The organism is Streptomyces sp. HUAS TT7, from assembly GCF_051550175.1.
In the GTDB taxonomy this organism is placed as follows: Bacteria; Actinomycetota; Actinomycetes; order Streptomycetales; family Streptomycetaceae; genus Streptomyces.
This window is the reverse complement of record NZ_CP196175.1, coordinates 2,396,914-2,423,495: the sequence shown is the minus strand read 5'-3', so window position 1 is coordinate 2,423,495 and position 26,582 is coordinate 2,396,914. Positions and strand designations below refer to the sequence as shown.

At 68.5% G+C, this 26,582-nt stretch carries 20 protein-coding genes; 12 read left to right on the top strand and 8 right to left on the bottom strand.

All coding sequences use genetic code 11. The annotated features are described in order from the left end of the window. Window positions 1-74: 74 nt before the first annotated feature. Window positions 75-803: a hypothetical protein gene (locus ACSHXC_RS10700; protein WP_438291355.1), complete on the bottom strand. Its 729-nt coding sequence runs from the start codon at window positions 801-803 to the stop codon at window positions 75-77. After that, entirely contained in the window at window positions 803-2,164 is a 1,362-nt protein-coding gene (eccE, locus tag ACSHXC_RS10695; RefSeq protein WP_438291354.1) for a type VII secretion protein EccE, read from the bottom strand. Before eccE ends, ACSHXC_RS10700 begins: the two co-directional genes overlap by 1 nt. A gap of 183 nt (window positions 2,165-2,347) precedes the next feature. Here eccE and eccB point away from each other — a divergent pair, with 183 nt between their 5' ends. The 7 genes from eccB to ACSHXC_RS10660 all read left to right on the top strand — a co-directional run bounded on the left by eccB (window position 2,348) and on the right by ACSHXC_RS10660 (window position 9,727). Continuing rightward, on the top strand, window positions 2,348-3,874 hold the full coding sequence (gene eccB / locus ACSHXC_RS10690) for a type VII secretion protein EccB (RefSeq protein WP_438291353.1): 1,527 nt from the start codon (window positions 2,348-2,350) through the stop codon (window positions 3,872-3,874). Between the two features lie 14 nt (window positions 3,875-3,888). Then, on the top strand, window positions 3,889-5,130 hold the full coding sequence (gene mycP / locus ACSHXC_RS10685) for a type VII secretion-associated serine protease mycosin (protein ID WP_438291351.1): 1,242 nt from the start codon (window positions 3,889-3,891) through the stop codon (window positions 5,128-5,130). A gap of 343 nt (window positions 5,131-5,473) precedes the next feature. After that, the gene (locus tag ACSHXC_RS10680) at window positions 5,474-5,902 is read left to right on the top strand and encodes a hypothetical protein (protein ID WP_438291350.1); all 429 of its coding nucleotides are present in this window, start codon (window positions 5,474-5,476) and stop codon (window positions 5,900-5,902) included. A gap of 2 nt (window positions 5,903-5,904) precedes the next feature. Further along, complete coding sequence (locus ACSHXC_RS10675) at window positions 5,905-7,596, top strand: hypothetical protein (RefSeq protein ID WP_438291349.1); 1,692 nt, start codon at window positions 5,905-5,907, stop codon at window positions 7,594-7,596. Window positions 7,597-7,685: 89 nt separating this feature from the next. Next, window positions 7,686-8,912, top strand: coding sequence for a S8 family serine peptidase (locus tag ACSHXC_RS10670; RefSeq protein WP_438296520.1), 1,227 nt, complete (start codon window positions 7,686-7,688; stop codon window positions 8,910-8,912). Between the two features lie 66 nt (window positions 8,913-8,978). Further along, the gene (locus ACSHXC_RS10665) at window positions 8,979-9,344 is read left to right on the top strand and encodes a WXG100 family type VII secretion target (protein WP_438291348.1); all 366 of its coding nucleotides are present in this window, start codon (window positions 8,979-8,981) and stop codon (window positions 9,342-9,344) included. 80 nt (window positions 9,345-9,424) lie between these two features. Beyond that, window positions 9,425-9,727: a WXG100 family type VII secretion target gene (locus tag ACSHXC_RS10660; protein ID WP_438291347.1), complete on the top strand. Its 303-nt coding sequence runs from the start codon at window positions 9,425-9,427 to the stop codon at window positions 9,725-9,727. A 74-nt stretch (window positions 9,728-9,801) separates the two neighbouring features. Here ACSHXC_RS10660 and ACSHXC_RS10655 read toward each other — a convergent pair whose 3' ends face one another. Together ACSHXC_RS10655 and ACSHXC_RS10650 are read right to left on the bottom strand one after the other, a co-directional pair. Continuing rightward, entirely contained in the window at window positions 9,802-10,098 is a 297-nt protein-coding gene (locus ACSHXC_RS10655) for a DUF397 domain-containing protein (protein ID WP_438291346.1), read from the bottom strand. Window positions 10,099-10,768: 670 nt separating this feature from the next. Continuing rightward, window positions 10,769-11,341: an ATP-binding protein gene (locus tag ACSHXC_RS10650; protein WP_438291345.1), complete on the bottom strand. Its 573-nt coding sequence runs from the start codon at window positions 11,339-11,341 to the stop codon at window positions 10,769-10,771. 175 nt (window positions 11,342-11,516) lie between these two features. On the opposite strand from ACSHXC_RS10650, the gene ACSHXC_RS10645 reads away from it, so the two are divergent. Then, window positions 11,517-12,869, top strand: a complete 1,353-nt coding sequence (locus tag ACSHXC_RS10645; RefSeq protein WP_438291344.1) for a tetratricopeptide repeat protein — start codon at window positions 11,517-11,519, stop codon at window positions 12,867-12,869. Between the two features lie 312 nt (window positions 12,870-13,181). Here ACSHXC_RS10645 and ACSHXC_RS10640 read toward each other — a convergent pair whose 3' ends face one another. The 4 genes from ACSHXC_RS10640 to eccCa all read right to left on the bottom strand — a co-directional run bounded on the left by ACSHXC_RS10640 (window position 13,182) and on the right by eccCa (window position 20,431). Next, a complete protein-coding gene (locus tag ACSHXC_RS10640; RefSeq protein ID WP_386038791.1) occupies window positions 13,182-13,721 on the bottom strand; it encodes a hypothetical protein in 540 nt (179 codons plus the stop codon). Between the two features lie 81 nt (window positions 13,722-13,802). Beyond that, a complete protein-coding gene (locus ACSHXC_RS10635) occupies window positions 13,803-15,875 on the bottom strand; it encodes a hypothetical protein (RefSeq protein ID WP_438291343.1) in 2,073 nt (690 codons plus the stop codon). Next, window positions 15,872-16,348, bottom strand: coding sequence for a hypothetical protein (locus ACSHXC_RS10630; protein ID WP_438291342.1), 477 nt, complete (start codon window positions 16,346-16,348; stop codon window positions 15,872-15,874). The genes ACSHXC_RS10635 and ACSHXC_RS10630 overlap by 4 nt, the downstream gene beginning before the upstream one ends. 117 nt (window positions 16,349-16,465) lie before the next feature. Next, entirely contained in the window at window positions 16,466-20,431 is a 3,966-nt protein-coding gene (gene eccCa / locus ACSHXC_RS10625) for a type VII secretion protein EccCa (protein WP_438291341.1), read from the bottom strand. A gap of 247 nt (window positions 20,432-20,678) precedes the next feature. On the opposite strand from eccCa, the gene eccD reads away from it, so the two are divergent. From eccD to ACSHXC_RS10605, 4 genes are all read left to right on the top strand, one after another. Continuing rightward, the gene (gene eccD, locus ACSHXC_RS10620) at window positions 20,679-22,178 is read left to right on the top strand and encodes a type VII secretion integral membrane protein EccD (RefSeq protein ID WP_438291340.1); all 1,500 of its coding nucleotides are present in this window, start codon (window positions 20,679-20,681) and stop codon (window positions 22,176-22,178) included. A 192-nt stretch (window positions 22,179-22,370) separates the two neighbouring features. Next, entirely contained in the window at window positions 22,371-22,661 is a 291-nt protein-coding gene (rpsO, locus tag ACSHXC_RS10615; protein WP_006346214.1) for a 30S ribosomal protein S15, read from the top strand. Between the two features lie 316 nt (window positions 22,662-22,977). Beyond that, a complete protein-coding gene (locus ACSHXC_RS10610; RefSeq protein WP_438296518.1) occupies window positions 22,978-25,197 on the top strand; it encodes a polyribonucleotide nucleotidyltransferase in 2,220 nt (739 codons plus the stop codon). Next, window positions 25,194-26,573, top strand: a complete 1,380-nt coding sequence (locus ACSHXC_RS10605; protein WP_438291338.1) for a M16 family metallopeptidase — start codon at window positions 25,194-25,196, stop codon at window positions 26,571-26,573. The genes ACSHXC_RS10610 and ACSHXC_RS10605 overlap by 4 nt, the downstream gene beginning before the upstream one ends. The last annotated feature ends 9 nt before the right edge of the window (window positions 26,574-26,582 follow it).

Here is a 26,582-nt window from a genome sequence, read left to right as displayed (position 1 = left end):
AAGTGACCGGTCGGGGGCGGAGCGTGCAGGGCGAATCGGTCAGATCAGGTCAACTTTCGCCACTGCCCCGTTGTTCAGTCGACGCGTCGGGCGCTCCCCAACAATCCGGTCTCGGTGTCCGTCGCCTGCGTCATCGCGAAGGAGCGGTCGCGCTCGTTGCACCAGAGCGTGACTCCGTCGGCGAGCGTCGAGAGGCCTTCCTGCTCCGTCCGCGGCAGGTTCATGATGCGGCCTATCTGCGCGGCCTCGTCCGGCGAGACGCGCTGCACACCGACGAGTCGTGCCTGCCGGATCAGCCGCGGTGCGACCGGGCTGACATAGGGGAGCAGCGTGAGCACCGCCTGCCAGGGTGCCGAGACGACACGGCCGCGCGGCGGACGCATCCCGCAGTCCCGCACCACGAGCACCGGTTCGCCGGCCGAGGCGCCGAGCGGGGGCACCCGGCCCACGTCGTGCACGGTCATGCCGCTCTGGCTGGCGATCGCGTGCACCAGCTGCGCCCAGGCCTGCGGCCGGCCGGTCTCCACCGCGACCCGTATGCCCGTCGCGGCCGCCCGCAGCGCGAGCACCTGAGCCGTCCACAGCCCGCCGATGAGCACGATGTCGTACGCGGTCGGCCTGCTCACCCCGAGCACCGCGGGCCGGCCCCCGGCGTCCACCCCGACGACCACACCGTCGTCCCCGATGGGCAGCGCCAGGGTGTCCAACTGATCGGCGGACAGAGTGTGGCGGCGGTGCCGGGGGCCGATGAGGCCGAAGCCCGTGCGCGGCTCGCGGCGCGGGCCCGAAGTCGTCGTGGCCATCAACGGGCGCCTCCGAACGGCAGGGTGGCGAGCATGCCGGGCAGCTGCTCGTGGTCCAGCGGCACGATCTGGGCCTTCGCCTCGCGCGCCGAGCGCTCCAACGCCTGGCGGGCCGTGGTCAGTTCGGCCTCGCTGCGGCCCGTCACCCGGAGATGGCCGCTGATGCTGCTCTCCTGGGCGCCGGCGCGCGCGATGGTGAGGCTGAAGGTGGTCGCGAGCGCGGGAACGGCGGTCAGCAGCGCCACGAGCTGCGGCAGCCCGCCGGTCCCGGAGCCCGCGTCGATCCTCGGCCAGCGCCGCACCCAGTACGTGGTGTGGCGGCGGTTGTCGCAGCGCCAGGAACGGGTCGACTCCTCGGTGCGCCGCTGGGGCGTCTCCGTGCGGCCTGCCTGCGCGGTCACCAGGGGGTTGGCGCAGGCCGAGGTGGCCACGGCGTCCGCCAGCTCCTCCTCGGTCAGGACCGTGGTGTTCAGGCCCGCCCCGGTCAGCCGGCTCGCCAGGTGGAGCGCGGTGCGCGCCGCGCACTTCTGGGCGCCCTCCAGGCCGCCGCCGCGCGCGGCCACCGCCTCCGGGCACAGCTCCGGGTTCAGCTTCAGCGCGATCCAGGTGATGCGGACCGCGGGCGAGGTGGTCTGGGCGTGCAGCGGCGTGTAGTTGGTGACGGCCACCGACTGCTGGGGCAGCCGCAGCGCGGGCGCCGGCTGGGTGTGCAGCAGGATCTGCGCCGATTCGAGCCGGATGTCGTCAACCTCAAGGGCCTCGCGCACCAGCCTTATGGGGAGCGGGCGTTGACCCCGCTCGGCCCGCAGCGCCGTCGCGTCCGACTCCACCTGGAGGACGACCGTGAGGAAGCCGCCGTCGCCGATCATCCCGATCGGCCGCTGGTCCCGGTCGCCGTGGCTGTATGTGCGCAGCGTGGGATCGCACTCCACGGCCGGGGCCAGGCCCGGCAGCGTGCCCGGCGGCACAACGGCGTTGCTCGCGCGCTTCAGCCGCGCCCGCAGAGCCCAGGCGGTGCCCAGCCATTCGGGCAGCGAGCGCCCCCGGCGGCGTACCACCGCGAGCAGCACGAGGGCCACCGCGACGACGCCGGCGGGCACCAGCGCCATCGTGTCGACGACCCACGCGGCGAGCAGCAGGGCGGCGGCCGATTCGATCAGGATTAGCTGTTGCAGACGAAACGAACCAAAGCGTCCGGAACGGGACTTGAGGTGGGGCGTCACCGGCCCGACGGCCGCGGGCGCCGCCGCCCGGCGGACCGGAGGGGACGGCTCCGCACGCACTCCGGGACGGGAGCCCGCGCCGCTCGGCGCGCCGGATCGTTCACGGGAGCGCGACCGCGTCCCAGTCGACGAAACCATCCCTGAACCCCCCGAACTCCTCGAAAACCCCTGGCCAGTAGGGCCCTTGAGGACCCGTCCACCCTACCCGCCCCAGCCGTACGATCACGTAACAGGCATAGTAGGGGGCCGGTCTGACAACGGCGGGCGGGGGACGGGCTTCCTGGGGCTCCGCACGGGGACAACGGAGAAACACGGACACTCATGGCATCACGCCGGGACGAGCTCAACGCGTACACCTTCGCGAAGCGTCGCACGCTCGCGTCGTTCATCCAGCCCTCTCCGACGGGCTCGGAAGAGGGGGCTCCGCGCCCGCTGAGGGCCGTGCTGCCGGGCGGCATCATGGCGGTGGTGCTGCTCGCCGCGTTCGGGGCGTGGGGGATGTTCAAACCCACCGCGCCGCCCGGCTGGGACACCTCGGGCGAGAAGGTGATCATCGCCAGCAAGTCCACGACCCGCTACGTCGTGCTGACCACCGATGGCAAGAAGGAACTGCACCCGGTCCTCAACATGGCGTCCGCCAAGCTCCTGCTCGACCCGGACAAGGGCCAGGTCGTCAACGTGGACGAGTCCGTCCTGGACAAGGGCTCCCTGCCGCACGGCGCCACCCTCGGCATCCCGTACGCACCCGACCGGTTGCCCTCTCCCGAGGAGGCCGGGTCCGCCAAGCGCTGGGCGGTGTGCGAGCGTCCGGGCGACGGCGGCCGCGCCATCCAGAAGGCCGCGTTCGTCTTCGCCGACCGGGACAAGAAGCGCACGGACGGCTCGGAGCGGCTGACCGGCGGCGAGCTGATGTACGTCGTGGGGCCCGACGACAAGACCCGCTACGTCGTGGACGCGCAGGGCACCAAGTACCAGGTCGGCTCCGACGAACTGCTGCTGCGCGCCCTGGTCGGCGCGGGACGCGAGCCCGAGCGGGTGTCCAAGGAGTGGCTGGAGACCCTTCGTTCGGGTGATCCGGTCGCCTTCCCCAAGGTGGGCGGGAAGATCGGCAGCCCCGCCTCGGTGCCCGGCACCCTGGCCCCCGAGGCCAACCGGATCGGCATGGTCCTCAAGGCACCCAACGGCGCGGGCACCCAGTACTACCTGGTCCAGCAGGGCAAGGTCGCGCCGGTCTCCGATTTCGTCGCGAAGCTGCTCCTCAGCAGCCGGGAGCTCGGCGGGCTGATGAAGACCGGCCGGGCGACGGACACCAACGCCTCACAGTTCACGCCCGAGGCCACCGAATTCGAGGCCAAGAAGAACTGGCCGCGCCAGATGCCGGTGGCCGTCAACGACGCGGGCACCGCGAACGGCAACCGCAATACGGTGTGCAACGTGCTGCGCGACGTCAACAAGGACAACGGCGAGACCACCATGAGCACATGGGCCGGCACCGACTTCCCGGCGCCGCTGCCCACCGGTTCGAGCAGCGCGTACGTGACGCCCGGCTCCGGCCAGCTCTTCCGCCAGATCCAGGGCTCCGAAACCAAGGCGGGCGGAGTTTTCCTGGTGACCGACACCGGGCTGCGCTACGCGATGCAGTCCAACAGCGACAGCGCCGACGGGGACGCGGCCACGGGCCTGACCGCCGATCAGCGCAAGCAGGCCGACCAGGAGGCCCAGCAGGCCCAGACCCGGCTCGGCTACGCCAAGTCCGAGCCGGCCCCGATTCCGATCAGCTGGTCCACGTTCCTGCCGACCGGCCCCCGCCTGTCCACCGGGGCGGCCCGCCAGCCCCAGGGCTCCTGAGAGGCGGCACCACCATGGCGTACGCACTCAAGGCGCTGGCCCTGTCGGCCGCGGCGACCCTCACAGTGCTCGCGACCCCGGCGGCCGCGGCCCCGGCCGACGACGGGGGCAGCGGCCAGTGCACCTTCCCGTCCAAGCCGTACGCGGGCCGCCCCTGGGCGCTCCAGCGCGTGCTCCTGGACGAACTGTGGCGCCAGTCGACCGGCAAGGGCATGAAGGTCGCCGTGATCGACACGGGTGTCGACATCAAGAATCCCCAGCTCAAGGGCGCGGTGGACGCGTCCAAGGGCAAGAACCTGCTGCCCAGGGACCTCAAGGACCGGGGCGGCCAGCCGCTCCCGCGCGGCGCGGAGAACGGCACGACGGACACCGTCGGCCACGGCACGAAGGTCGCCGGCATCATCGCGGCCCGCCCCACCAAGGGAACGGGCTTCGTGGGCCTCGCCCCCGACGCCACGATCATCCCCGTCGAGCAGAACGACGCGGACGGCCACGGCACCGCGCAGACCCTGGCCGACGCCATCCGCTACGCGATCGGCGCGGGCGCCGACGTCATCAACATCTCCCAGGACACGGCGAACGCGGTCGAACCCGCGGCCACCCTGAAGCAGGCGGTCGACACGGCTCTCGCGCAGGACATCGTGGTGGTCGCCTCGGCCGGCAACGACGGCCTGGGCGGCAACGTCAAGCAGACGTACCCGGCTTCGTACCCCGGCGTCCTCGCGGTCGCGGCCTCGGACCGCAACAACGAGCGGGCGGCGTTCTCGCAGTCCGGCGAATTCGTGGGCGTGGCCGCGCCCGGCGTCGACATGGTCTCCACGGTGCCCGGCGGCGGCCACTGCGCCGACAGCGGTACGAGCTTCTCGGCCCCGTACGTCGCGGGGGTGGCGGCCCTCATCAAGGCCAAGCACCCCAAGTGGACCCAGCGCGAGGTCGTCGCCCAGATCGAACAGACCGCGGAACGCTCGGTGTCCGGCCACGACCGCCTGGTCGGCTGGGGCGTGATCGACCCGGTCCGCGCCCTCACGGAGGACGACCACCCGATCGAGACCCCGGCGGCCCACGAGGGCGTCACTCCGGCGAAGGCTCCGACCCCCGCGGCGCTCCACCTCGGCGAGACGGACGAGCAACGCACGGAACGCCTGGCCACGTACGTGGCGGTCGGGGCGGCCGTCCTTGCGGCGGTGCTGAGCGGGGTGGCGGTGGCGATCCGGGACGCGCGGCGGCGACGCCGGAGGGTGGCCGGGGCGGGATGAATGCGAGGGGTTCGTGCAGAACGGGTCAAGAGCGTTCCAGGTCTGTTCTCCGTGTGCCAGAAGGTGACAGATGCTGATGAGAGTTGAGTAGAACTGAGTAGACGTACTCATGTGTCGTGAGGTGAGCCCTCGTAGTGTCGGGGCTGCGGGCAACTTGGCCCCGGCGATAGTCCGTTGGGCAGGAGACCGGTGTTGGCTAGAGTGACTGCGGTGCGATAAGCGGTGTCAAGAGGGCGGCAAGCGAACAATTCGGCACGCCGGATCGCAACGCGGGTGAACGGCAATTGGTTTACGGGGAGGGGTGTCATGGGGCGTCCTGTCTCCATGGGCAAAGGCGGCGGTTATGGGCGATGACCTCAGGAAGGGTCTGGAGGCGCTGACTACCTTCAAGAAGCGGGTGGACACGTTGCTGACCGACCTTGAGGGCTCGCACGCGAGTCCCACGAAGCTGGCGGCCCAGCAGATCTCCCGCACGTCCTTCAGTGCCGGGAGCGTCGCGTTCCCCGAGGCGGACGGCCTGTTCACCCAGTACCACCGCGTACACGAACGCCTGACGTCGCTGTCGAAGTCGCTCGCCCATCAGATCGAGGCGATGGGGATCGCCGTGCACGGGGCGGACATCGGGTTCGACAATCTGGATGAGGAGACGCGGCTGCGTTTCAAACAAATCCAGGACGCGACCGACTACGACGCCGAGCAGGCGCAGCGCGAGAAGGATGGCAAGCAGAAGCCGCAGCGCACCGACGACAAGTCCTCCGGGACGGGGTGGTAGCGATGACCGACAAGAAGCCTCAGCCGCAGCCCGCGCAGTTGACGGACAAGCAGCGCGTCGGCCAGCAGGTGGACGTTACAGACATGACGTTTACCGTGTCGGAGGCGCTGTCGGCGATGTCCCCCTTCGGGGGAACCATCCGCTTGTTCGGGAAGACCGACTTCGAGGGCCACCAGCTCAACCAAATGATCGACCTCGTCCAGAACGCGAACCCGGAGCATCTGACAAGCGCCGGAGACGCGCTCTTCGCTGCGCACAAGGCGATCAATGACGCGGCGTCCGAACTCGACGGGCACATCGGCAATGTCGAGTGGGAGGGCGAGTCCGGCGAGGCCTTCCGCACGTGGGGGAAGAAACTCGTAGGCCATGCCCAGGAACTGGCCAAGTTCGCCGATACGGCCGCTGTTCAGATCAGCGCGGCAGGCGAGGGCCTCGCGTTCGTGCGCCATGCCATGCCTCCGCGTGACCACCGCGCCGAGCCTGTGAAGGTCGCTGACATCCCGCCGACGAAGAGGATTGCGGGGAACGCGGAGTACGAAGCCGCGGTGACGGTGGAGAAGGACCGCCAAGAGGCGATCAACCAGATGAACCGCCTGTCGTCCTTCTACTCGGTCTCGGAACAGACCTTGGCCGCGCAGCAGCCGCCTGTATTTGAGCCCATGCCCAATGTGGGGGTGCCTCAGCCTGAGAACCGGCTGCCTAAGGGTGAGGATCCGTCGGAGCGGTCGATGCCTGGAGGAGCGAGCCACCGTTCGCCAGAAGGGGTGTCAGCGGTGCGTCACACCGCTGACACCCCGGCGGGCCACGCACGCACAGAGATCACCGGGACCCTTGCGGGAACGACAGGGCATTCCACTTCCGCGGTGAGCCTCCCGCCCAGCAATCCGGTGGGAACGGAGATCAACAGCGTTATGCCCTCGCCCGCTCCGGTACAGAGCCAGGCTGTCGTGGCGCCGACGCCGCCAGTAACGCAGGCGGCCCCTGGGGTGACTACAGCATTTCCTCCCAGTGGCGGATTCTTCAACCCGACCGGGAGCGGATCTGCGCGAGCTTTCGGTGGCGGACGCGGGCTCGGTATGGCCGAGCCCGCAGGAGGACCTGCCAGTGCCACAGGGCGAGGAACCACCAACCCCGCGGGGCGCGTGGGAACTTCAGCCTCGGAGGCCGCAAGAGGCGGAAGCTCTTCCGCTGTCGGCCAGTCGCCGATGGGACGGGGCGTCTCGGGAGGGACTCCACGTGTTGGGGGAGCAGCTTCTCCCCGCGCGGGCACTGCAGGGGCTAGCGGTAATGGGCGCAACGGAATTGTCGGTGGACGGCCGAGTGCTCAATCGACGGGCTCCGCTGGATCGCGGACGTCGAATCCCACGGTTGTCGGTGCCAAGGGAGCACCTGGCCACGCCAGTTCGACCAACCGCCTCAGTCAGAGGGGGGTAGTTGGAGCTGCCGAGCCCTCCGAGACTGGCAAGGCGCGGACGGGCGGGCGCGTCAAGGGCAATGCAGACGGTGTGGTCGGTGTGCCCCAAGGACGCTCGACCGGTAAGCGCGGTAACGACAGTGGGTTCACGAGCGGCGGTTCTGGTCTGGCCAGAGGATCACGGGATGAGCAGGAGGCCTTGGAGGGCGAGGAAGACGAGACCACGCTGCTCCCCAGCCACTCGGGCGAAGACGGGGAAAAGGGCCTGCCCAGCCGGTAGGGATTCGTACCACCAGTGATCGACTAGCGCAGGCGAGGACGTAGGAACGCATGAGGTCAGGAATCAGCCGACCCGGCAAGAACAACACGATGGCGAGGGCCACCAGTCGGAGACGTGTCGCCACTGCCTGCGCAGCGCTAGGCGCATGGGTTGTCGTGGCTGGCGGGCTGGCTCCTCATGCGCTCGCCGATGGCGCTGCGGCGCCGAATCAGTGGTATCTGGCAGCAATGCAGGCACCGGAGATGTGGAAGGTAAGCTCGGGCAGGGGCATCAAGGTTGCCGTTGTGGACACGGGAGTTAATCCCGACACCCCTTCGCTGAAAGGTCAGGTGCTCACTCAGGATGTTCCGAAGTCCGCCGCATACGGTGCGACCAAGGACTACCTGGGGCATGGGACAACCATGGCCGAGTTGATCGCCGGCACCGGCAATGGCGGTGGACTCAAGGGCCTGGCTCCCGATGCCAAGATCATTCCCTTGCGTATTTATCTTGACACTCTCAAGGATCCAGCAGAGAAGAAGCTCACGCAATCATCGGCAGCGGGCATTCGCGCTGCTGCGGATTCAGATGCAAAGATCATCAACCTCTCGTACGGCGGTGCCGGCTCGAAGCCTGAGGAAGCGGACGCAGTCAAGTACGCAATTTCCAAAGGAAAGTTGTTGTTCGCCAGTGTGGGAAATGACGGGGCAACCAACGATTTCTACCGTGATTTTCCTGCTGCCTACCCTGGCGTCGTCGGCGTTAGCGCGGCGGATGAGAAGGGCACCGTCACCCACTTCTCCCAGTCGGGCGACTATGTCGACCTGGCATCACCCGGTCTGAATGTGCCCACATGGTGCGACACCAGCTTCCAGAAGTACTGCGACAGCCGGGGCACCAGCCAAGCCTCCGCAATCGCCTCCGCCTCAGCCGCCCTGATCTGGTCCGCCCACCCCACCTGGACCGCCGACCAAGTCCTCCGCACGATGATCGACACAGCAGGCCGGTCCTGGGACAAGAACACGCCCAGCAAATACCTCGGCTACGGCCTGATCCGGCCCCGGCTCGTTCTGGAAAAGGCCGACATCAACCCCGGCCCCGCCGACGTCGACCCCCTTTCGAAGGAAAACGGGGGGAGCAGCGCGCCGCCGGCCACCCCGGCTGCGCCCAGTTCCTCGCCGGTCCCGAAGGGCGAGGCCGTCGCCAAGGGCGAGGACAAGGGGAACGGCGGGGGCGGGAACACCCAGTTGTGGGCCGTCGGCGGAGTCGTCGCCGGGCTCGTCGTGATCGGAGGCGGCGTGTTCGCCTTGATCAGAACGCGGCGCCGCGCGACCTAGCCCGGCCCGCATCCAGCCACAACCATTCGCACCACCACCATCACCACCACGAAGGGAACCCCCGACATGTCGAAGGACCAGCGGGTATCAGACAGCGAGATGGCTCATCTCGAGACCCAGATCCTCCACAAATTCGAGTCGGTGAAGGGCCAGGTCAAGAGCCTGCAGGCTGTGATCGACGGACTCGAAGGCCACTGGGACGGCATCGGTGCCGGTGCGTTCAACCGTAAGCAGAAAAGCATCAACGAGAATATGGTCGCCATGGGCAACCGACTGCTGACGTTCCTGGAGGCGATGAAGGCGACGCGCACGGGCAAGGGCGACATCGACGAAGAAGTCCGCAAGGCCCTCATGGGCGTCGACGTCGTGGATGGCTACAGCGGCGACGCGGCAGCCACGGCCGCGATGACCTCGAACCTCAGCACGTACTAGCAGGTCGAACGGGCTCCGCAGGGGCCCGCAGCGCAGCGAAGTCCACCACACGCTCATTCAGCAAGGAGACAGGGGAAGCCATGCCCGACTACAGCGGTGATGTCCTCGGAGTAACGTACGGCAGTCTCGACGAGGCGGTTATCGCCATCAGGAGCCAGGCCGCCAAGCTGGACGCGGACCTCGAAGAGATCAAGAACCTGGTCAAGACGGCCGCCCAAAACTGGCACGGCGAGGCCAAGCAGGTCTACGCGACGAGCCAGCAGGACTGGGACAAGAGGGCCCTGAGCGTCCACAACTCGCTGAAGCAGATCGGCGACGCCGTAGCCGAGGCGGGCCCGACCTACCGGGCCGGGGACCGCAAGGCGGCCGGCTACTTCCAGTAGGAGTGACCGGACACGGCGAACGGGGTGGGCACGCGCGGGAGGTGCCCACCCCGTTCTGCGTCTGCGAGCGGTGACTACGGCGCCTCGATGCCGCCGTTGCGCACCGACGGCTCCAGGTCGAACTCCCCGTCCCGCGCGCCCAGTACGAACGCCTGCCACTCCGCCTCGGTGTAGCGCAGCACCGTGCCGGGGTCCACGGAGGACCGCATGGCCACCGCGCCGGCCGGCAGATAGGCGATCTCGACGCGCTCCTCGTCCTCGGACGTCCCCGGGGCGCTGTGCCACTCGACCCCCGAGATGTCGAGGGCGTACAGCTCGTTCTTCTCGCGCTCCTTGCGCTCCTGGAGTTCCCTGTCCTGTTCCTCAGCCATGACGGAGCGATTCCTTCCAGACGTGCCGACCCGGATCTGCCGAGCGCAGCCGAGACGTATCAACCAGCTCTCCGCTCAGCCTACTTGGCGGCGTGGGTGCGCGTGGGTGCGTGTGGGTGGGCGGACGGGAATCGAGTGCATAGGGGGCGGAGGCGAAATTCCCGCACAGGCGGTGTAGTCGTGAGCGCCATCTGCCCTGGCAGCTTGCCGACTCGGCCGGTACACGACGCCCTCCGGCTATCGACAGCAAGAGTGCCCGCGGCTGGCGCACTGGACACCCCCAGACCGCAGTTGGCGCCCGCGACGTCGATACCGTCGCCAAGCCCCAGTCCTCAGCCGAGTCAGCCACATCGCCTACCTCTGCCTTGATCGAGGTAAGTGAACGTCAATTCCCTTTATTCCAGGGAAGATACGCAAACCGGCGGCCCCGGTAGCATCAGGCGCCGGGGCCCGCTGCCTCCCTCTTCGGTCCGCCCCGGTTGCTGCCAGGCGCGGGCGTGGTCCGGTCTTGGTTTTTGGTTGTGAAGCGTGCCCCCTGGGAGCCGGGTGGAGAGTCCGGCGGATCAAGCCCGAGAGGTAGCGCCCCGTTGGCCGGAGGGCTGGCTCTGGCCCCGAGCCAGTTGCCCGCTCCCGATCACGGGAGTGGTTGGGAGTGGTGGCCCGGAGATCGTCAAGGCTGTCTGTCTGCGGTTTCGCGGTCGAGGTCGAACCGGCACCACACGGTCTTGCCGCCTGGCTCCTCCGGCGTCCACCAGACCGCCGCTGCCACACGCTGAACGAGCAGCAGCCCCCGGCCGCTGTCCGGTAGCACTGCTTCCGGTAGCTCCCCCAGCAGGCCCAGGGAGAAGGAGAAGGCGTCTCCCAGAGGAAGCAGAGGAGGCGTCGAGTCCTCATCCGCGACCCCGACGAACAACCACTTCGGCCACAACTTGAAGGTCACATCGATGCGGCGACTCCCACCAGGACGAGCCAGGCAGCAGTCCGGCACCGCATGGTTCACCACATTGCCGACCAGTTCGGAGACGATCAGCCGGACATCGTCCACGGCCTCATCCGCAACCGAGCCCTGAAGAAACGTGGTTGCCATGTCACGCGCCACACGGAGCGTGTCGGGGAACTCCGCGAAGAGAGTCAGCTTCAAGAAGTTCCCGGCTGAGGACGGGTCGGGCTCGACGTACCAGTGGGCGAACGCATCCAGTTCGCTCATCACGTGCTCGTGCCGCTCCGCTCTTCTCGTATCCATGCCACAAGCCACCATCTCTGGTCACGTCTGCCGGGGCGTTCCCGGCAGGGTGGACCGAGGGTGCACCCCTTGTACCGGCCGTCGCTCCCCCTGGTGGGGACCCCCCTCGTGGGTACACTCGCGAGACAGACGCAGAAGGAACATCAGGTCAGGTCAGTCACATTGGGGAAGTGAAATGACCGAAGCTGCTCCGACACCGGCAGCATTGCCGCCGAACGTGCTGGAGCGCGCGGACGTGCGCTCAGCGATCGCCAATCATGACTTCGGTGAGGTCTTCAGACTCGCCCGGCTGCACGGGAAGGTCAGTTACGCCAAGATCGCCGAGGCGGTCGGCTACAAGCGCGAGCACATCGGCAAGATGGCCAGGCCGGAGACCGGCGGCAAGGGCGTTCGCCCCCGGATCACGCAGCACCGCAAGATCCTTGAAGTGGTGGATGGGCTGCGCATCCCGGGCCACCTCGCGGGACTGGCGCCACGGCCGTGGGAGCTGGAGCGAACAGCGACCATTTCCGTACCGGAGGACCCGAGCACCCTTCTGGCCCAGGGCGGTGCGGGACTGTGGGACGTAGCCGAGCTGCTGCGGCGGACCGAAATGTCCAGCATCAACAGCGCGGCCCTGGAGTCGATCGAGCAGGGCATCGACCAGTTGGCCCGCGCCTATCCGTACGCGGACGCCGACTACCTTCACCAGCGCACCCGGAACGGCTTGCAGTACGTCACCAAGCAGCTCGAAGGCCGCATGACGCTGCGCCAGCACCGAGAGCTCCTCGTGGACGCCGGATGGCTGTTCCTGCTGAATGCATGCGTCCAGTACGACCGGGGCCAGCGCGAGGCCGCCAACCTCAGTAAGGCCGCCGCACTCCGCATCGGTGACGAGGCCGGACACGGCGAGATCAAGGCTTGGGCGTGGGAGATCGAGGGGTGGTTCGCTCTCACCCAGTGCCGATGGCAGGACATGCTGGACGCTGTGGAAGCCGGGCACGTCGCCGACCAGACGCACTCCGTCGGCGTGCAGTTGTACGCCCACAAGGCTCGCGCCGCCGCACGCATGGGGGACGCCCGCCTGGTCCGTGACTCGCTCGACGCCGGCCGCGCGAGGCTGGACCGGCTGCCTCGACCGGACCACCCCGAGCACCATTTCATCATCGACCCAGACAAGTGGGACTTCTACGAGATGGACGCGTACCGACTACTCGGAGACGACGAACGCGCCGCTGCCCACGCCCGGTCCGTGATTCGCATCAGCACGGGCCCCGACGGAACCGAAATCTCTCCCATGCGCGCCGCAGAGGCCCGTCTCACACTGGGAGTCGCCGCCGCCCGCTCCGGGGACATCGACGAGGCCGTAGGCATGGGGACCACGGCCCTTGCAGCCGACCGCAAGTCGCTTCCGTCGCTGCTTTTGGTCGCCAACGAGCTGGACAAGGAACTTCGCTCCCGCTACCCCCGCGAGACCGCCTCGCGCGACTTCCACGAACAGATCTTGACCATCACGCGCGGCACGGCCACGCCGGACCTTCCTTTCTGAGGGCGCCGGCCGTGTGATGAGCCCAGTTGTTGTGAGCTGGTTCTCCCGACCCCTGAAGACGTTCGCATCGTTGGTCGCGAAGTCGCGGTTGACGGTTGATGGGCTTCTGCTCATCCAGCTCCCATGGGTCACGGCGTCGGCACACCTCGCTGCACCATGTCTCCGAGTCGCGGGATGAAGCCAGCGGCGGCTCCGACCAGACCTACTGATGGGGGCCTGCCAACCAACCACCTGGCTCAGCCTGCTTGGCAGCGTGTGGCGCGGTTGGGGGAATGGGTGGGAACCAGGGGTGCCGGCGACGGTGGCCCCCCCTTATGGGCGTGTGCAGCCCTGTGCCTTCATTGCCGCGGGGAGGTAGGCACGCAGGAAGGCGACGAGGGCGTCCCTGCGTTCGGAGGTCTTCTCAGGGACCGGCTTGCTCAGCTCTACATAGGCGACGAAGCGTTGCGGCTTTCCCTGGTATGTGCAGTTGGCGAAGGCGATGGCTCCGCTGTCGGCGACGCGTCCGCCCTCGCCGACAGCGACCGGCGTGGGGTTGCCCAGCCTTTGGAGCAATTGGTTGTTGACCTCGATAGGGTCGGTCTTGGTGTCGATGACATCCCCCTTCAGGTAGACGACAGTCTGCTTGTCGACGTCCAAGCGGCATCGGGGGCTCTCCCTACCTGTGTCGTATTTGTCCTGGGAGAGTCTCTCTCCTGACGACAAGAGAGGGGACAGGAGGCCGGAGTCCAGAGGCACTCCACACACCTGCTTGGGTACCGCATAATCACGGCTGCCACCGCAAGCGGTCAGGGGCAGCGCGAGAGCCGCAGCAGCGATCGCCGCTCTGCCGACCGGCTTGCGTGTTTTCATGGTGGCGTTCCTTTACGAAGGATGGAGACAGGCGGTCCTGCCCGCCGGGCGAGATGCAGAGCGGAAGCGAACAGACCTCGGTTACTGCTGGCCGGCGAGCCCCTTCGCCCGAGCATTGCCGTCGAACGCTGCCCCGTCGATGTCCGACGTGATCGTGTAGAGGTTGGCCCCTTGATGGCTCGGGTTGGCGTTCATCCAGACATTGGCGAGGCTCTGGAGCTGATTCTCTCGGGCGGTGAATGTCTTGCTGTTCTCGGCGGCGAAGTCGTGGTTGATGTGCTTCTGCTCATCCAGCTGCCATTGGTAGGTCACGGCGTCCACACCTCGCTGCACGATGTCACCGACATGCGGGATGAAGTTAGCGGCGGCTCCGAAGCCGTGGTACAGCCATTTGGCATCCCACGAAGGGTCCCGCTTGTCCGTGGCAAGCGCTTGGTATCGGGCCTCTTCAAGGAATCCGACAGTGTGACCTGCGCGCAGGAGGGTCTCCTTCGGATCGCCGGGATGGTCGTTGTAGATGTCCTTGACTATTTCCCGGTTGAGCCCGTCATTGAGGATGCCGTAGGCCTGCTGATCGCGGGACACCTGCTTCGACACTTCCAGAAGGTTGTGCCGGTCGAGCTGACGAGGGTCCTTCGCGTCGTCGGCCAGCGCACTCATGGTGTTATGCACCTCGTCGCTGTGGTTCACCAGCGCTTTGGCCATGTCGTCGCGCATTTCGGGAGCGAAGTTGTCGCCCGCGTCAGCAATGACCTTGAGTGAATGGTCGAGTGCGTTCCGCTGGGCGGCGGTGTGTTCCACGTAGCGCGCGTCGGGATCGTTGGGGTTCATTCCGGTGGTGGCAGCCAGCAACGCCTTGCCTGTGGCGTCGCGGGACTGGTTTCCGTCGCCGTGGTCCAGCGGGGTGTCGTCGAATACTGGGCGGTCTTTGAGGACCCAGGCCGCATTGTCCTGCGGCTTGGTCTCGTTGAAGAACTGGGTAGCTGTATCAGGCCTTTCGGACAGGGCCGTCATGAAGCCGGTCATCGGGTCGCGGCCGAATTCCGAACCCATGAAGTTCATCTTCGGCATCACGAGCCCACCATTGGCGCCACTCCAGAATTTGTCCGGAAGCTTCATCCTCTCTTCGGTGGACACCAAAGCGTTGCCGTATCGGTTGAGGAAGTCGCCGTCGTAGCTTCCCGCCCGCATCAGGTTGCTCATCAGCTGGAAACCGTATACCTGAGTACCCCTGGTCGAGATGCGCTGATCACCTATCTTGATCATGTCGTCTTCCCATTGACGCATGCCCGGGGAGCCGGAGTGGGTTGCGCCCGCGAGGACCATGCTCAAGTTCTTCTGGAAGTCGCCCAGTTGATCGTGTCGGACACGCTGGAGGTTTCCGCCGTCGGAGGGGTCCGACAAGTCGGCCCAGAAGTCGAGCGTGCCCTTTGGGCCAAGTATCTTCGCGAACTCTTCCTGGAAGAGCGGATCATTCTGGTGATCGGCGAGGCCGCGATTGAGGCGGTCAAACTCCTCGGGAGACATTCCGTCTCCCTTCGTCTTCATCAGATTGGCCAGATCTCGGGCGTCCTTGACTGCCTTTGCGGCCGAGCGGCCGTCGCCGTAATCGGCGCTGGAGAAGCCGAGCTTCGCCTGGTCCGTGATGAGTTGGAGTGCTTCGGCGGCGGCGTTGTCGCTCTCCGTCGCCTTGCCGAGTATGTTCCGCACCTCGTCCAGCAGGCCATCGACGTCCTGCTGGCTGTGTTCTGGGACATTGGTGCCCTTGGCCGCGCGATCGGGATGGATGTTCATGGTGACCGTGAACGTTCCGTTGCCGGTGTCCAGCACTGTTAGATTCTTCGTGAGGCCGTTCTCGATGGCCGCGGTGAGCTGGCGGTGACAGTCCTCGAGTTCGCCCTTGGTGTCGGCGAGAACCTTCGCGATGATGTTTGCCTGGGTGTGTGCGTCGCTGAATTCGCCAGACGTCTTGTCTATGAATTCACGGCTCACCGTGGCGTTGACACCTGCCCAGTTGGCCTTGTCGGCCTTGACCTTGAGGTCTTTCTCGGCCTTGTCCTTCAGCTCCTGGAGATTCCTGACCATCACTTCCCAGTCGGTGATGGCCTCGCCGAGGGCGGAGAAGTTCGCGTACCGAAGCGTATCGAGGTTCATGACTGGGCCGGCCCCTTGCTGCCGCCCCCTTCAGGCTCCTTGAAGCCCTTGTCGAGCTCGGCGATGCTGCTAATGATCCCGTAAATATGTATCTCGTTGCCCGAGTGGGCGCCCTTGGTGTAATCGAGGTGATTCGATATGTGAGCACACGCGTCGAGCAGATTCTGCGTTTGGTCGACCCAATGCGTCGCGACATGGTTCAGCGCCTTACCCAGGGCAAGACCCTGGGTGGTGAGGCCGCCGGCTGCCTTCAGCGAGGAGAGGCGCGCGTGGTCGCCGAATCGCTGCATATCCTCACGCAGCCGGTAAGCCGCGTCGCCGATGGCGGCCAGATCCTTCTGATCGACCTGGAGATTGCCCTGGCCTCCCGACGGGGCGCTCGGCTCTGGCGGCACGTGGTTCAGCTGCATCGCCGCAGAGCCTTGCCTGGCGGCAGCCTCCGCTTTGAGTTGTTCCCACTCGTCCCAGGCCATCGGCGTCGCCCTTCCCCGGCTGTGTGGCCTCTCCTTGCTGATCAAGGCGAAGCGCTGTCAACCTACCAACTCCCCTACCGCTACGGGGGAGTTGGTTCAACTCATCGGGCGCCACCCCTACTCCATCAACCCCGTCTGCACCAGCGGCTTCCCCCGCTTGCGGGAGACGAACGTGCCGCGGCCCGTCGGCATCGGGCGGGGGCGGACGCCGGCCAGGATGTCGCCCTCGCCGGGGTCGCCGGCCAGGACCACGCCCTGGGCGCCCAGTTCCTTCATGCGCTGGATGAAGGGCTCGTACGAGGCGCGGCTCGCGCCCGCTGTGGAGCGGGCGATGATGAAGCGGACGCCGACGTCGCGGGCGAACGGCAGGAGCTCGGTGAGCTTGCCCAGCGGGTTGCCGCTCGACGTCGACACCAGGTCGTAGTCGTCGACCACCACGTACACCGTGGGGCCGCGCCACCAGCTGCGGTCGCGCAGCTGCTGCGCGGTCACGTCCGCGCTGGGTGCGCGGCGCTGCATCAGGTCGGCCAGGGCGTCCATGTGATGGTCCATGGCGTTGGACATGGGGATGTACTCGGCCAGGTGGGACGGTGGCGTCACATCCAGCAGGGCGCGCCTGTTGTCCACCACGAACAGCTTGCAGGCGTCACCCTCGTACCGCTGCGTGAGCTGGGTGATCAGGAGGCGCAGCAGGTTCGACTTGCCGGACTCGCCCTCGCCGAAGATGAGGAAGAACGGGTCCTGCTCGAAGTCGACGAACACCGGCTCCAGGTTGTTCTCGTCGAGCGCGAAGGCGATGCCGCGGTCGGGCGAGGCGTAGCCGGGCGGGAGCTGGGCCGCCGGGAGTTCGCGCGGCAACAGGCGGACCTCCGGTGCGCCCGGCGCCGTCCAGTGGCGGGAGACCTCGGTGGCCAGGGCGGCCGTCGCCTCGGCGAGGTCGGTGTCGGACTGGAGGCCGTCTATGCGCGGCACGGCCGCCATGAAGTGCATCTTCTGCGGCGACTGGCCGCGGCCGGGCACGCCGGCGGGGACGTTGGCGGCGACCTTGCGGTCGAACTCCGAGTCCATGGTGTCGCCGAGCCGGAGCTCCAGGCGGTTCATGAGGTGGTCCTTGAGGTTCGCCCGGACCTCCATCGAGCGTGACGCGGTCAGCACCAGGTGGATGCCGTAGCCGAGGCCGCGCGCCGCGATGTCCAGGACGGCCGGCTCCAGACCCTCGTACTCGGTACGGAAGTTGCCCCAGCCGTCGATGACGAGGAACACGTCACCCCACGGCTGGTCGGCGGCCGAGATGCTGCCGCGCGCCCGGCGGGCCCGGAAGTCGGCGATCGAGGCGATGCCCGCCGAGCGGAAGTACTCCTCGCGGCGGGTCAGCACGCCGTACACCTCGGCGACCGTACGGCGCACCCGCTCCGGATCCAGACGCGAGGCGACCCCGCCGACGTGCGGCAGACCGGCGACCGCGGCCATGCCGCCACCGCCGAAGTCGAGCCCGTAGAACTGGACTTCCTGCGGGGTGTGCGTGAGCGCGAACGACGTGACCAGGGTGCGCACCAGCGTCGACTTGCCGGACTGCGGGCCGCCCAGGATCTGCAGATGGCCGCCCGCGCCGGAGAAGTCGCACCACAGCGGATCGCGGCGCTGCTCGTACGGCTTGTCGACGAGACCGAGCGGCACCACAAGCCGCCCCGCGCCCTCGTAGCCGGGTTGCGTGAGCCCGCGGCCCTGCACCGGAGCGAGGCCGGGCAGCAGCGAGTCCAGCGCCGGCGGGCTGTCGAGCGGCGGCAGCCACACCTGGTGGGCGGCCGGGCCGCGCGCTTCGAGGCGGCGCACGATGACGTCGAGCACCGTGTCGGCGAGCGCGTCGTCGGTGCGCGGGCCGGTCTCGGCGCGCGGGCCCGGCACGGTCTGCGGGGCGTACGTCACCGGCACTTCGGCCGCGGTGAACAGCACCGGTCGGCGGTCGACGGGCACCGGCCCGCCGAGCGCGGCCGACCGGTCGGCACCCGTGCGGTACACGCCGGAGACGTACGCCGCCTTGAATCGGGTCATCTCGTCGGTGCCGAACTTGAGGTAGCCGGAGCCCGGGATGCTCGGCAGGTGGTAGGCGTCGGGGACGCCGAGGGCGGCGCGCGACTCGGCGGCGGAGAAGGTGCGCAGACCGATCCGGTAGGAGAGGTAGGTCTCCAGACCGCGCAGTCGGCCCTCCTCCAGGCGCTGCGAGGCGAGCAGCAGATGCACGCCGAGGGACCGGCCGATGCGGCCGATCTGCACGAACATCTCGATGAAGTCCGGCTTGGCGGTGAGCAGTTCGCTGAACTCGTCGATGACCAGGACGAGCGAGGGCACGGGCTGCAGCGGGGCGCCGGCGAGCCGGGCCCGCTCGTAGTCGTGGATGTTGGCGTAGTTGCCCGCGTCGCGCAGCATCTCCTGGCGGCGGTTGAGCTCGCCGCGGATCGAGTCGCCCATGCGGTCGACCAGGGTGAGGTCGTCGGCCAGGTTGGTGATGACGGCCGCGACGTGCGGCATCTGCGCCATGCCGGCGAAGGTCGCGCCACCCTTGAAGTCGGCGAGGACGAAGTTCAGGGTCTCGGAGGAGTGGGTCACGGCGAGGCCGAGGACCAGGGTGCGAAGGAGCTCCGACTTGCCGGAGCCGGTCGCGCCGACGCACAGGCCGTGCGGGCCCATGCCGTCCTGCGCGGCCTCCTTCAGGTCGAGCATGACCGGCCGGCCGTCCTCGCCCACACCGATCGGCACCCGCAGCCGCTCGGAGGGGGAACGGGGCCGCCAGGTGCGGGCGGTGTCCACCGAGTCCGCGTCGCCGAGGCTCAGCAGGTCGGTGAACTCCAGGTTGGCGAGCAGCGGTTCGTCGTCGTCGCCCCCGGAGGCCATGCGCAGCGGGGCGAGCTGACGGGCCAGCGCGTCGGCGGACTCGTACGAGAGGAGGTCGGGCGTGCCCTCGTACACGAGGCCGTGACCCGACTCCAGGCGCAGCGTGCGCGGGTGCACAACTACGGCCAAGTCGCCCCGGGCGCCGGTCAGTTCACCGGGGACGACCTCGACGACGGTGACGCCCTGGAGGCCCTCGGCGGAGGCGAGGACCGACATCGGGGGCGGTGAAACGCCGTCGAGGACGATGACGATGTGCGGCTCCTCCGGCAGCGGCGCGCCCTCCGGGTGGAAGCGGGGGCGGCCGGTGAGCCGGGCGGCGAGCAGCTCTTCGAGTTCGGCCGCGCTGCGGCTGATCAGCCTTCGGCTGCCCGCGCCGTCACTGAGGCCGGGGGCCTGGGTGTGCGGCAGCCACTTCGTCCACTCCCAGTGCGCCGAGGCGGACGGGGAGGCGGCGATCGCGATCACCAGGTCCTCGGGGGAGTGCAGGGAGGCGAGCGAGGCGGTCAGGGCGCGGGCCGAGGCGCGTACCGTCTGCGGCTCCCCGCTGACCGTCATGTGGTAGAAGGCGCGCAGCGAGACCGCCATCGGCAGGTCCTCCACCGTCTGGTGGGTGGCCAGAAAACGCTGCATGGCGCCCGCGGTCAGCGGCTCCAGCTGGTCGACCGGCGCGGTCTGCGGAGGAACCAGCGGGGTGGCCAGCGCCTGTGGGCCGAGCCCGATGCGCACCTGCCCGAAGTCCTCGTCGCCCGCCCGGCGTTCCCACACCCGGCTGCCCTCGGCGACCAGCGCCCACAGCTGCTCGGGGGAGGGGTGCAGGTAGTACTGCGCGTCGCGCTGCTTGCGCGCGGCCTCGGCGGCCGAGCGCCGGGTCTGGCCGAGATAGCGCAGGTAGTCACGGCGCATGTCCGCCAACTGACCCTGGGACCCCTTGCGGTAACGCACGATCATCGCCACCGACATGGCCACCGTCGAGGCGACCATCACCATGCCCATGACCTTCATGAACGGCTGCGAATTCGGCATGAAGAAGAACACCACGGAGCCGCCCATGCCCAGCATGGGCAGGAGTTGCATCAGCGCACCCTCCTGCTGTCCGCGCGGCAGCTCCGGCGGGGGCTGGAGAACGACCTCCTCCGTGGGCACCTCGGACGGCAGAGCCCGTGGTGGGCGCTTGACGATGATTTGGCTCACAACGCACCAATTCTCTTGGCAGTCGAAGAAGTTCAGCCCGCCGCCCCGTGTCCGGCGAACGCCGACCGCGGTGGGATCCTACTGACATCCGATGTGATCGGCTGGCGATAGGGTGCCGTCTGTTCGCGTAAGCACCCGCGAACAGAGCGAAGAAAGCCGGGCAATTGACGCGACAGGCGTACGGCCCGGCACCGGGCGACCGGGCACCGCGAGCGCAACCAGTGAAGCCAGCGAAGGGGAGCCGAGGGTGAGCACGACGACCACCGCGACGACGGCCGCCGAGCCGAACCGGCCCGGCCTGACGAGCGGGGCGGGCCTCGGCTTCTGCCGGGTGACGATCGTCGCGCCGGACGGCCGCATCGACGTGGCGCTGCCCGACGACATCCCGGTCGCCGACATCTACCCCGAGATCCTGCGGCTCTCTCAGCAGAGCCCGGAAGAGGGCGCCCCGGTCGGCTACTCGCTGGTGCGCCGCGACGGCACCGTCCTCGACAGCGCCCGCTCGTTCGCCGCCCAGTCGATCCTCGACGGCGAGCTGCTCACCCTGCGCCCCTTCTCCGAGTCGCTGCCCCCCGCCGTCTTCGACGACGTGTCCGAGGCCGTCGCCTCCGCGGTCACCCAGGACCGCACCCTGTGGAACACCGGGCTGACCCGCGCCGCCGGCCTCATCGGCGGGGGCGCGCTGCCCGCACTGCTCGCCTTCGCGGCCTGGACCGGCGACCCGCGCCACGACATGCACGGCCTGCCCGGCATCCTCGCCGCCGTCGCGGGTGTGCTCCTGCTCACCCTCGCGGCCGTACGCGCCCGGATCTACGACGACCAGCTCTCCGCCGTCGCCCTCGGCCTCGGCTCGCTGCCCAACATCGCGGTGGCCGGCTCCGGGCTGTTGCCGCTCGCCGCCCACCACGGCATCGGCCGGCTCCAGATGCTGCTCGCCTGCGCCGCCGTCCTGATCGCCTCGCTGGTGCTCACCCTGCTCTCGCCCCGCGGCGACGGGGCCTTCGTCGCGTTCGTGCTCGCCTCCGCGGTGGGCGCGCTCGTCGTGTTCGTCTCGATCCTGACCGGCATGACGCCCACCGAGACCGCCGCGGTCTGCACCCAGCTCGCCGTGGGCGCGCTCGCCTTCCTGCCCGGTCTGTCCATGCGCTTCGCCCGGCTGCCCATCGGCTTCGACGCGCCGCACTCCTCCCAGCGCGACCTCGGCGAGGACGTGGCCCCGCAGCCCGTCGACGCCGAGCGCATCGCCGCCCAGGCCCGGCGCGGCCACGAACTGCTCGTCGGCCTCGTCGGCGGCTGCGCCCTGCTCGCCGTCGCGGGCTCCGCGGTGCTCGGCTTCAGCGACAACCACTGGGGCCGCCTGCTCGCGCTGGCCACCGGCGTCGCCATGCTGATGCGCGCCCACCTCTTCCGCTACACCGCCCAGGTCGCCGCCACCCTGAGCGCCGGCCTCGGCTCACTCGTCCTGCTCGGCCTCGGCCTGTGCATCAACGCGCCGCGCGGCCTGATGACCGACGCCCTCAAGGGCGACACCGCGGCCCTGGACATCCGCACCCTGTGGCTGGTCGCCGCGATCGCCGCCGCCGGCGCGCTGGTCACCGCGATCGCGCTGATCGTGCCGAACCGGGGCGTCACCCCGTTCTGGGGCCGCTTCCTGGAGATCGCCGAGGGATTCGTCCTGCTCACGCTGCTGCCGCTGACCCTGGCCGTCTTCGACGTGTACGCCCGGGCCCGCGCCCTGACCAGCTGAGCCCGCGCCCGCTCACCGCGGGTCAACCGCCACCCGGGGTACTGGTACGCTGTGTGACGGCCGTTTGTGTACGCGTTTCCGGATCATCTGGAAGCTGCGCTCATCGGACCTTCGCCTCCGAGTCACGGAAGCTCCCCTGAGATCAAGACCAGGGGCACTCGTGGGCGCACGAACACCACTGAGGAGTACCGAGTGTCTCTCGACGCCGCTACGAAGAAGCAGATCATGGCCGAGTTCGGCACCAAGGAGGGCGACACCGGCTCCCCCGAGGTTCAGGTCGCCATGCTCTCCCGCCGCATCTCGGACCTGACCGAGCACCTCAAGACGCACAAGCACGACCACCACTCCCGCCGTGGTCTGCTGATCCTCGTCGGCCAGCGCCGCCGCCTTCTGCAGTACCTGGCCAAGAAGGACATCCAGCGCTTCCGTACGCTGGTCGACCGCCTGGGCATCCGCCGCGGTGCGGCCGGCGGCGCCAAGTAAGCATGCTGTCGAGGGAGCGGTTCCCACCTATTAGGGGGCCGCTCCCTTTGCTGTACATGCGAGACGTACCGAACGCTCAGTAGTCTGGTACGCACAACAGAACAAGCTTCACCGAAGACGCTTCACCGCGACGAGCGAGCAGAAGCCCTCCTCCCCGCCGCCGGTCCTCGGTAGTGGCCCCCGGAACGCAAGGAAGACCGGGTGCTTCGATCGAAGACCGGCCCGCCCTCAGGAGCGCTTCTCCGCCGCACCCCACCGCCCCCGCGCCACACGGGCCCGGAGGCGAAAAGACGACAAGCAAATGGAGAAAACGCTAGTGGAGAACGAGACCCACTACGCCGAGGCCGTCATCGACAACGGCTCCTTCGGCACCCGCACCATCCGCTTCGAGACGGGCCGCCTCGCCAAGCAGGCCGCCGGCTCCGCCGTGGCGTACCTGGACGACGACACGATGGTCCTCTCGGCCACGTCCGCGTCCAAGAACCCCAAGGACCAGCTCGACTTCTTCCCCCTCACGGTGGACGTCGAGGAGCGGATGTACGCGGCCGGCAAGATCCCCGGCTCCTTCTTCCGCCGCGAGGGCCGGCCCTCCGAGGACGCGATCCTCACCTGCCGCCTCATCGACCGCCCGCTGCGCCCGTCCTTCAAGAAGGGCCTGCGCAACGAGATCCAGGTCGTCGCGACGATCATGGCGCTCAACCCCGACCACCTGTACGACGTCGTCGCGATCAACGCCGCGTCCGCGTCCACCCAGCTGGCAGGCCTGCCCTTCTCCGGCCCGATCGGCGGCGTCCGCGTCGCGCTGATCAACAACCAGTGGGTCGCGTTCCCGACGCACACCGAGCTTGAGGACGCCGTCTTCGACATGGTCGTCGCCGGCCGCGTCCTGGAGGACGGCGACGTCGCGATCATGATGGTCGAGGCCGAGGCCACCGAGAAGACCATCCAGCTGGTCAAGGGCGGCGCCGAGGCGCCGACCGAGGAGGTCGTCGCCGCCGGTCTGGACGCCGCGAAGCCCTTCATCAAGGTGCTCTGCAAGGCCCAGTCCGACCTGGCCGCCAAGGCTGCCAAGCCGACCGGCGAGTTCCCGATCTTCCTCGACTACCAGGACGACGTCCTGGAGGCGCTCACCGCCGCCGTCAAGGGCGAGCTCGCCCAGGCGCTGACGATCGCCGGCAAGCAGGACCGCGAGGCCGAGCTGGACCGCGTCAAGGGTCTGGCCGCCGAGAAGCTGCTCCCGCAGTTCGAGGGCCGCGAGAAGGAGATCTCCGCCGCGTACCGCGCGCTGACCAAGAAGCTGGTCCGCGAGCGCGTCATCACGGACAAGGTCCGCATCGACGGCCGTGGCATCACGGACATCCGTACGCTGGCCGCCGAGGTCGAGGCCATCCCGCGCGTACACGGCTCGGCGCTGTTCGAGCGTGGCGAGACCCAGATCCTGGGCGTCACCACCCTCAACATGCTCCGCATGGAGCAGCAGCTGGACACCCTTTCCCCGGTGACCCGCAAGCGCTACATGCACAACTACAACTTCCCGCCGTACTCGGTCGGCGAGACCGGCCGCGTGGGCTCGCCCAAGCGCCGCGAGATCGGCCACGGCGCGCTCGCCGAGCGCGCCATCGTGCCGGTCCTGCCGACGCGCGAGGAGTTCCCCTACGCGATCCGTCAGGTGTCCGAGGCCCTCGGCTCCAACGGCTCGACGTCCATGGGCTCGGTCTGCGCCTCGACCATGTCGCTCCTGAACGCCGGTGTGCCGCTCAAGGCCCCCGTCGCCGGTATCGCCATGGGTCTGATCTCCCAGGAGATCGACGGCAAGACGCACTACGTCGCCCTCACCGACATCCTCGGTGCCGAGGACGCGTTCGGCGACATGGACTTCAAGGTCGCCGGTACGAAGGAGTTTGTCACCGCGCTCCAGCTCGACACCAAGCTCGACGGCATCCCGGCCTCCGTCCTGGCCGCCGCCCTCAAGCAGGCCCGCGACGCCCGCCTCCACATCCTCGACGTGATGATGGAAGCGATCGACACGCCGGACGAGATGTCCCCCAACGCCCCGCGGATCATCACCGTCAAGATCCCCGTGGACAAGATCGGCGAGGTCATCGGCCCCAAGGGCAAGATGATCAACCAGATCCAGGAGGACACCGGCGCCGAGATCACGATCGAGGACGACGGCACCATCTACATCGGTGCCGCCGACGGCCCGGCCGCCGAGGCCGCCCGCGCCACGATCAACGGCATCGCCAACCCGACCATGCCGGAGGTCGGTGAGCGCTACCTGGGTACGGTCGTCAAGACCACCACCTTCGGTGCGTTCGTGTCGCTGCTCCCGGGCAAGGACGGTCTGCTGCACATCTCGCAGATCCGCAAGCTCGCCGGTGGCAAGCGGGTGGAGAACGTCGAGGACGTCCTGGCCGTGGGCTCCAAGGTCCAGGTCGAGATCGCCGAGATCGACTCCCGCGGCAAGCTCTCCCTGATCCCCGTGATCGAGGGCGAAGAGGCCGCCGAGGGTGACAAGGACGACGCTGCCAAGTGACGTCCCGTAGTTCCGCGACGACGGCCCGCCCCTCTTCGGAGGGGCGGGCCGTCGCCCGTACCCAAACGCTTCTGAAGGGTCAGAACGGCATCGGCACCGTCCGCCGTACGACCCTCCCCGGCGGCCTCAGGGTCGTCACCGAAACCCTTCCCTCCGTACGGTCCGCGACCTTCGGCATCTGGGTCCAGGTGGGTTCGCGCGACGAGACGCCGACGCTGAACGGCGCGACGCACTACCTGGAGCACCTCCTCTTCAAGGGCACCAAGAAGCGCAGTGCCCTCGACATCTCCTCCGCGCTCGACGCGGTCGGCGGGGAGATGAACGCCTTCACGGCGAAGGAGTACACCTGCTACTACGCGCGGGTGCTCGACACCGATCTGCCGCTGGCGATCGACGTCGTGTGCGACATGCTGACGGACTCGCTGATCCTCGCCGAGGACGTCGACGCCGAGCGCGGCGTGATCCTCGAAGAGATCGCGATGACCGAGGACGACCCGGGCGACTGCGTGCACGACCTGTTCGCGCACACCATGCTCGGCGACACCCCCCTCGGCCGCCCGGTCCTGGGCACCGTGGACACGATCAACTCCCTGACCCAGGCACAGATCTCGCGCTTCTACAAGAAGCACTACGACCCGCGCCACCTGGTCGTCGCGGCCGCCGGAAACGTGGATCACGCCACCGTCGTACGCCAGGTCCGCAAGGCCTTCGAGAAGGCCGGCGCGCTGTCCCGCACGGACGCCGTCCCTCTCACCCCGCGCCGCGGAACCCGCACCCTGAAGGCTGCCGGCCGGATGGAATTGCTGGGCCGCCGCACGGAACAGGCCCATGTGGTCCTCGGCATGCCGGGCCTGGCCCGCACCGACGAGCGCCGCTGGGCGCTGGGCGTCCTGAACACGGCACTGGGCGGCGGCATGTCGTCCCGGCTGTTCCAGGAGGTCCGCGAGAAGCGCGGCCTGGCCTACAGCGTGTACTCGTACACCTCGGGCTTCGCCGACTGCGGTCTGTTCGGCGTGTACGCGGGCTGCCGCCCGAGCCAGGTCCACGACGTCCTCAAGATCTGCCGGGACGAACTGGACCGGGTCGCGAACGAGGGCCTCTCGGACGACGAGATCGGCCGCGCGGTGGGCCAGCTCTCCGGCTCCACGGTCCTGGGCCTGGAGGACACCGGCGCGCTGATGAACCGCATCGGCAAGAGCGAGCTGTGCTGGGGCGAGCAGATGTCGGTCGACGACATGCTGACCCGGATAGCCGAGGTCACCCCGGACGACGTCCGCGAGGTGGCACGTGATGTCCTGGGGCAGCGTCCCTCGCTGTCCGTCATCGGCCCGCTGAAGGACAAGCAGGCCGACCGCCTCCACGAAGCGGTCTCGTAACCCTAAGGA

Bases quoted from the DNA above. Each gene is read 5' to 3' on its own strand.
- eccE (WP_438291354.1), bottom strand. From the start codon at position 2,164: ATGGTTTCGTCGACTGGGACGCGGTCGCGCTCCCGTGAACGATCCGGC.
- ACSHXC_RS10665 (WP_438291348.1), top strand. From the start codon at position 8,979: ATGTCGAAGGACCAGCGGGTATCAGACAGCGAGATGGCTCATCTCGAG.
- ACSHXC_RS10645 (WP_438291344.1), top strand. From the start codon at position 11,517: ATGACCGAAGCTGCTCCGACACCGGCAGCATTGCCGCCGAACGTGCTG.
- ACSHXC_RS10675 (WP_438291349.1), top strand. From the start codon at position 5,905: ATGACCGACAAGAAGCCTCAGCCGCAGCCCGCGCAGTTGACGGACAAG.
- mycP (WP_438291351.1), top strand. From the start codon at position 3,889: ATGGCGTACGCACTCAAGGCGCTGGCCCTGTCGGCCGCGGCGACCCTC.
- ACSHXC_RS10680 (WP_438291350.1), top strand. From the start codon at position 5,474: ATGGGCGATGACCTCAGGAAGGGTCTGGAGGCGCTGACTACCTTCAAG.
- ACSHXC_RS10660 (WP_438291347.1), top strand. From the start codon at position 9,425: ATGCCCGACTACAGCGGTGATGTCCTCGGAGTAACGTACGGCAGTCTC.
- ACSHXC_RS10630 (WP_438291342.1), bottom strand. From the start codon at position 16,348: ATGGCCTGGGACGAGTGGGAACAACTCAAAGCGGAGGCTGCCGCCAGG.
- eccB (WP_438291353.1), top strand. From the start codon at position 2,348: ATGGCATCACGCCGGGACGAGCTCAACGCGTACACCTTCGCGAAGCGT.
- ACSHXC_RS10700 (WP_438291355.1), bottom strand. From the start codon at position 803: ATGGCCACGACGACTTCGGGCCCGCGCCGCGAGCCGCGCACGGGCTTC.
- ACSHXC_RS10655 (WP_438291346.1), bottom strand. From the start codon at position 10,098: ATGGCTGAGGAACAGGACAGGGAACTCCAGGAGCGCAAGGAGCGCGAG.
- ACSHXC_RS10670 (WP_438296520.1), top strand. From the start codon at position 7,686: ATGGCGAGGGCCACCAGTCGGAGACGTGTCGCCACTGCCTGCGCAGCG.
- ACSHXC_RS10635 (WP_438291343.1), bottom strand. From the start codon at position 15,875: ATGAACCTCGATACGCTTCGGTACGCGAACTTCTCCGCCCTCGGCGAG.
- ACSHXC_RS10640 (WP_386038791.1), bottom strand. From the start codon at position 13,721: ATGAAAACACGCAAGCCGGTCGGCAGAGCGGCGATCGCTGCTGCGGCT.
- ACSHXC_RS10650 (WP_438291345.1), bottom strand. From the start codon at position 11,341: ATGGATACGAGAAGAGCGGAGCGGCACGAGCACGTGATGAGCGAACTG.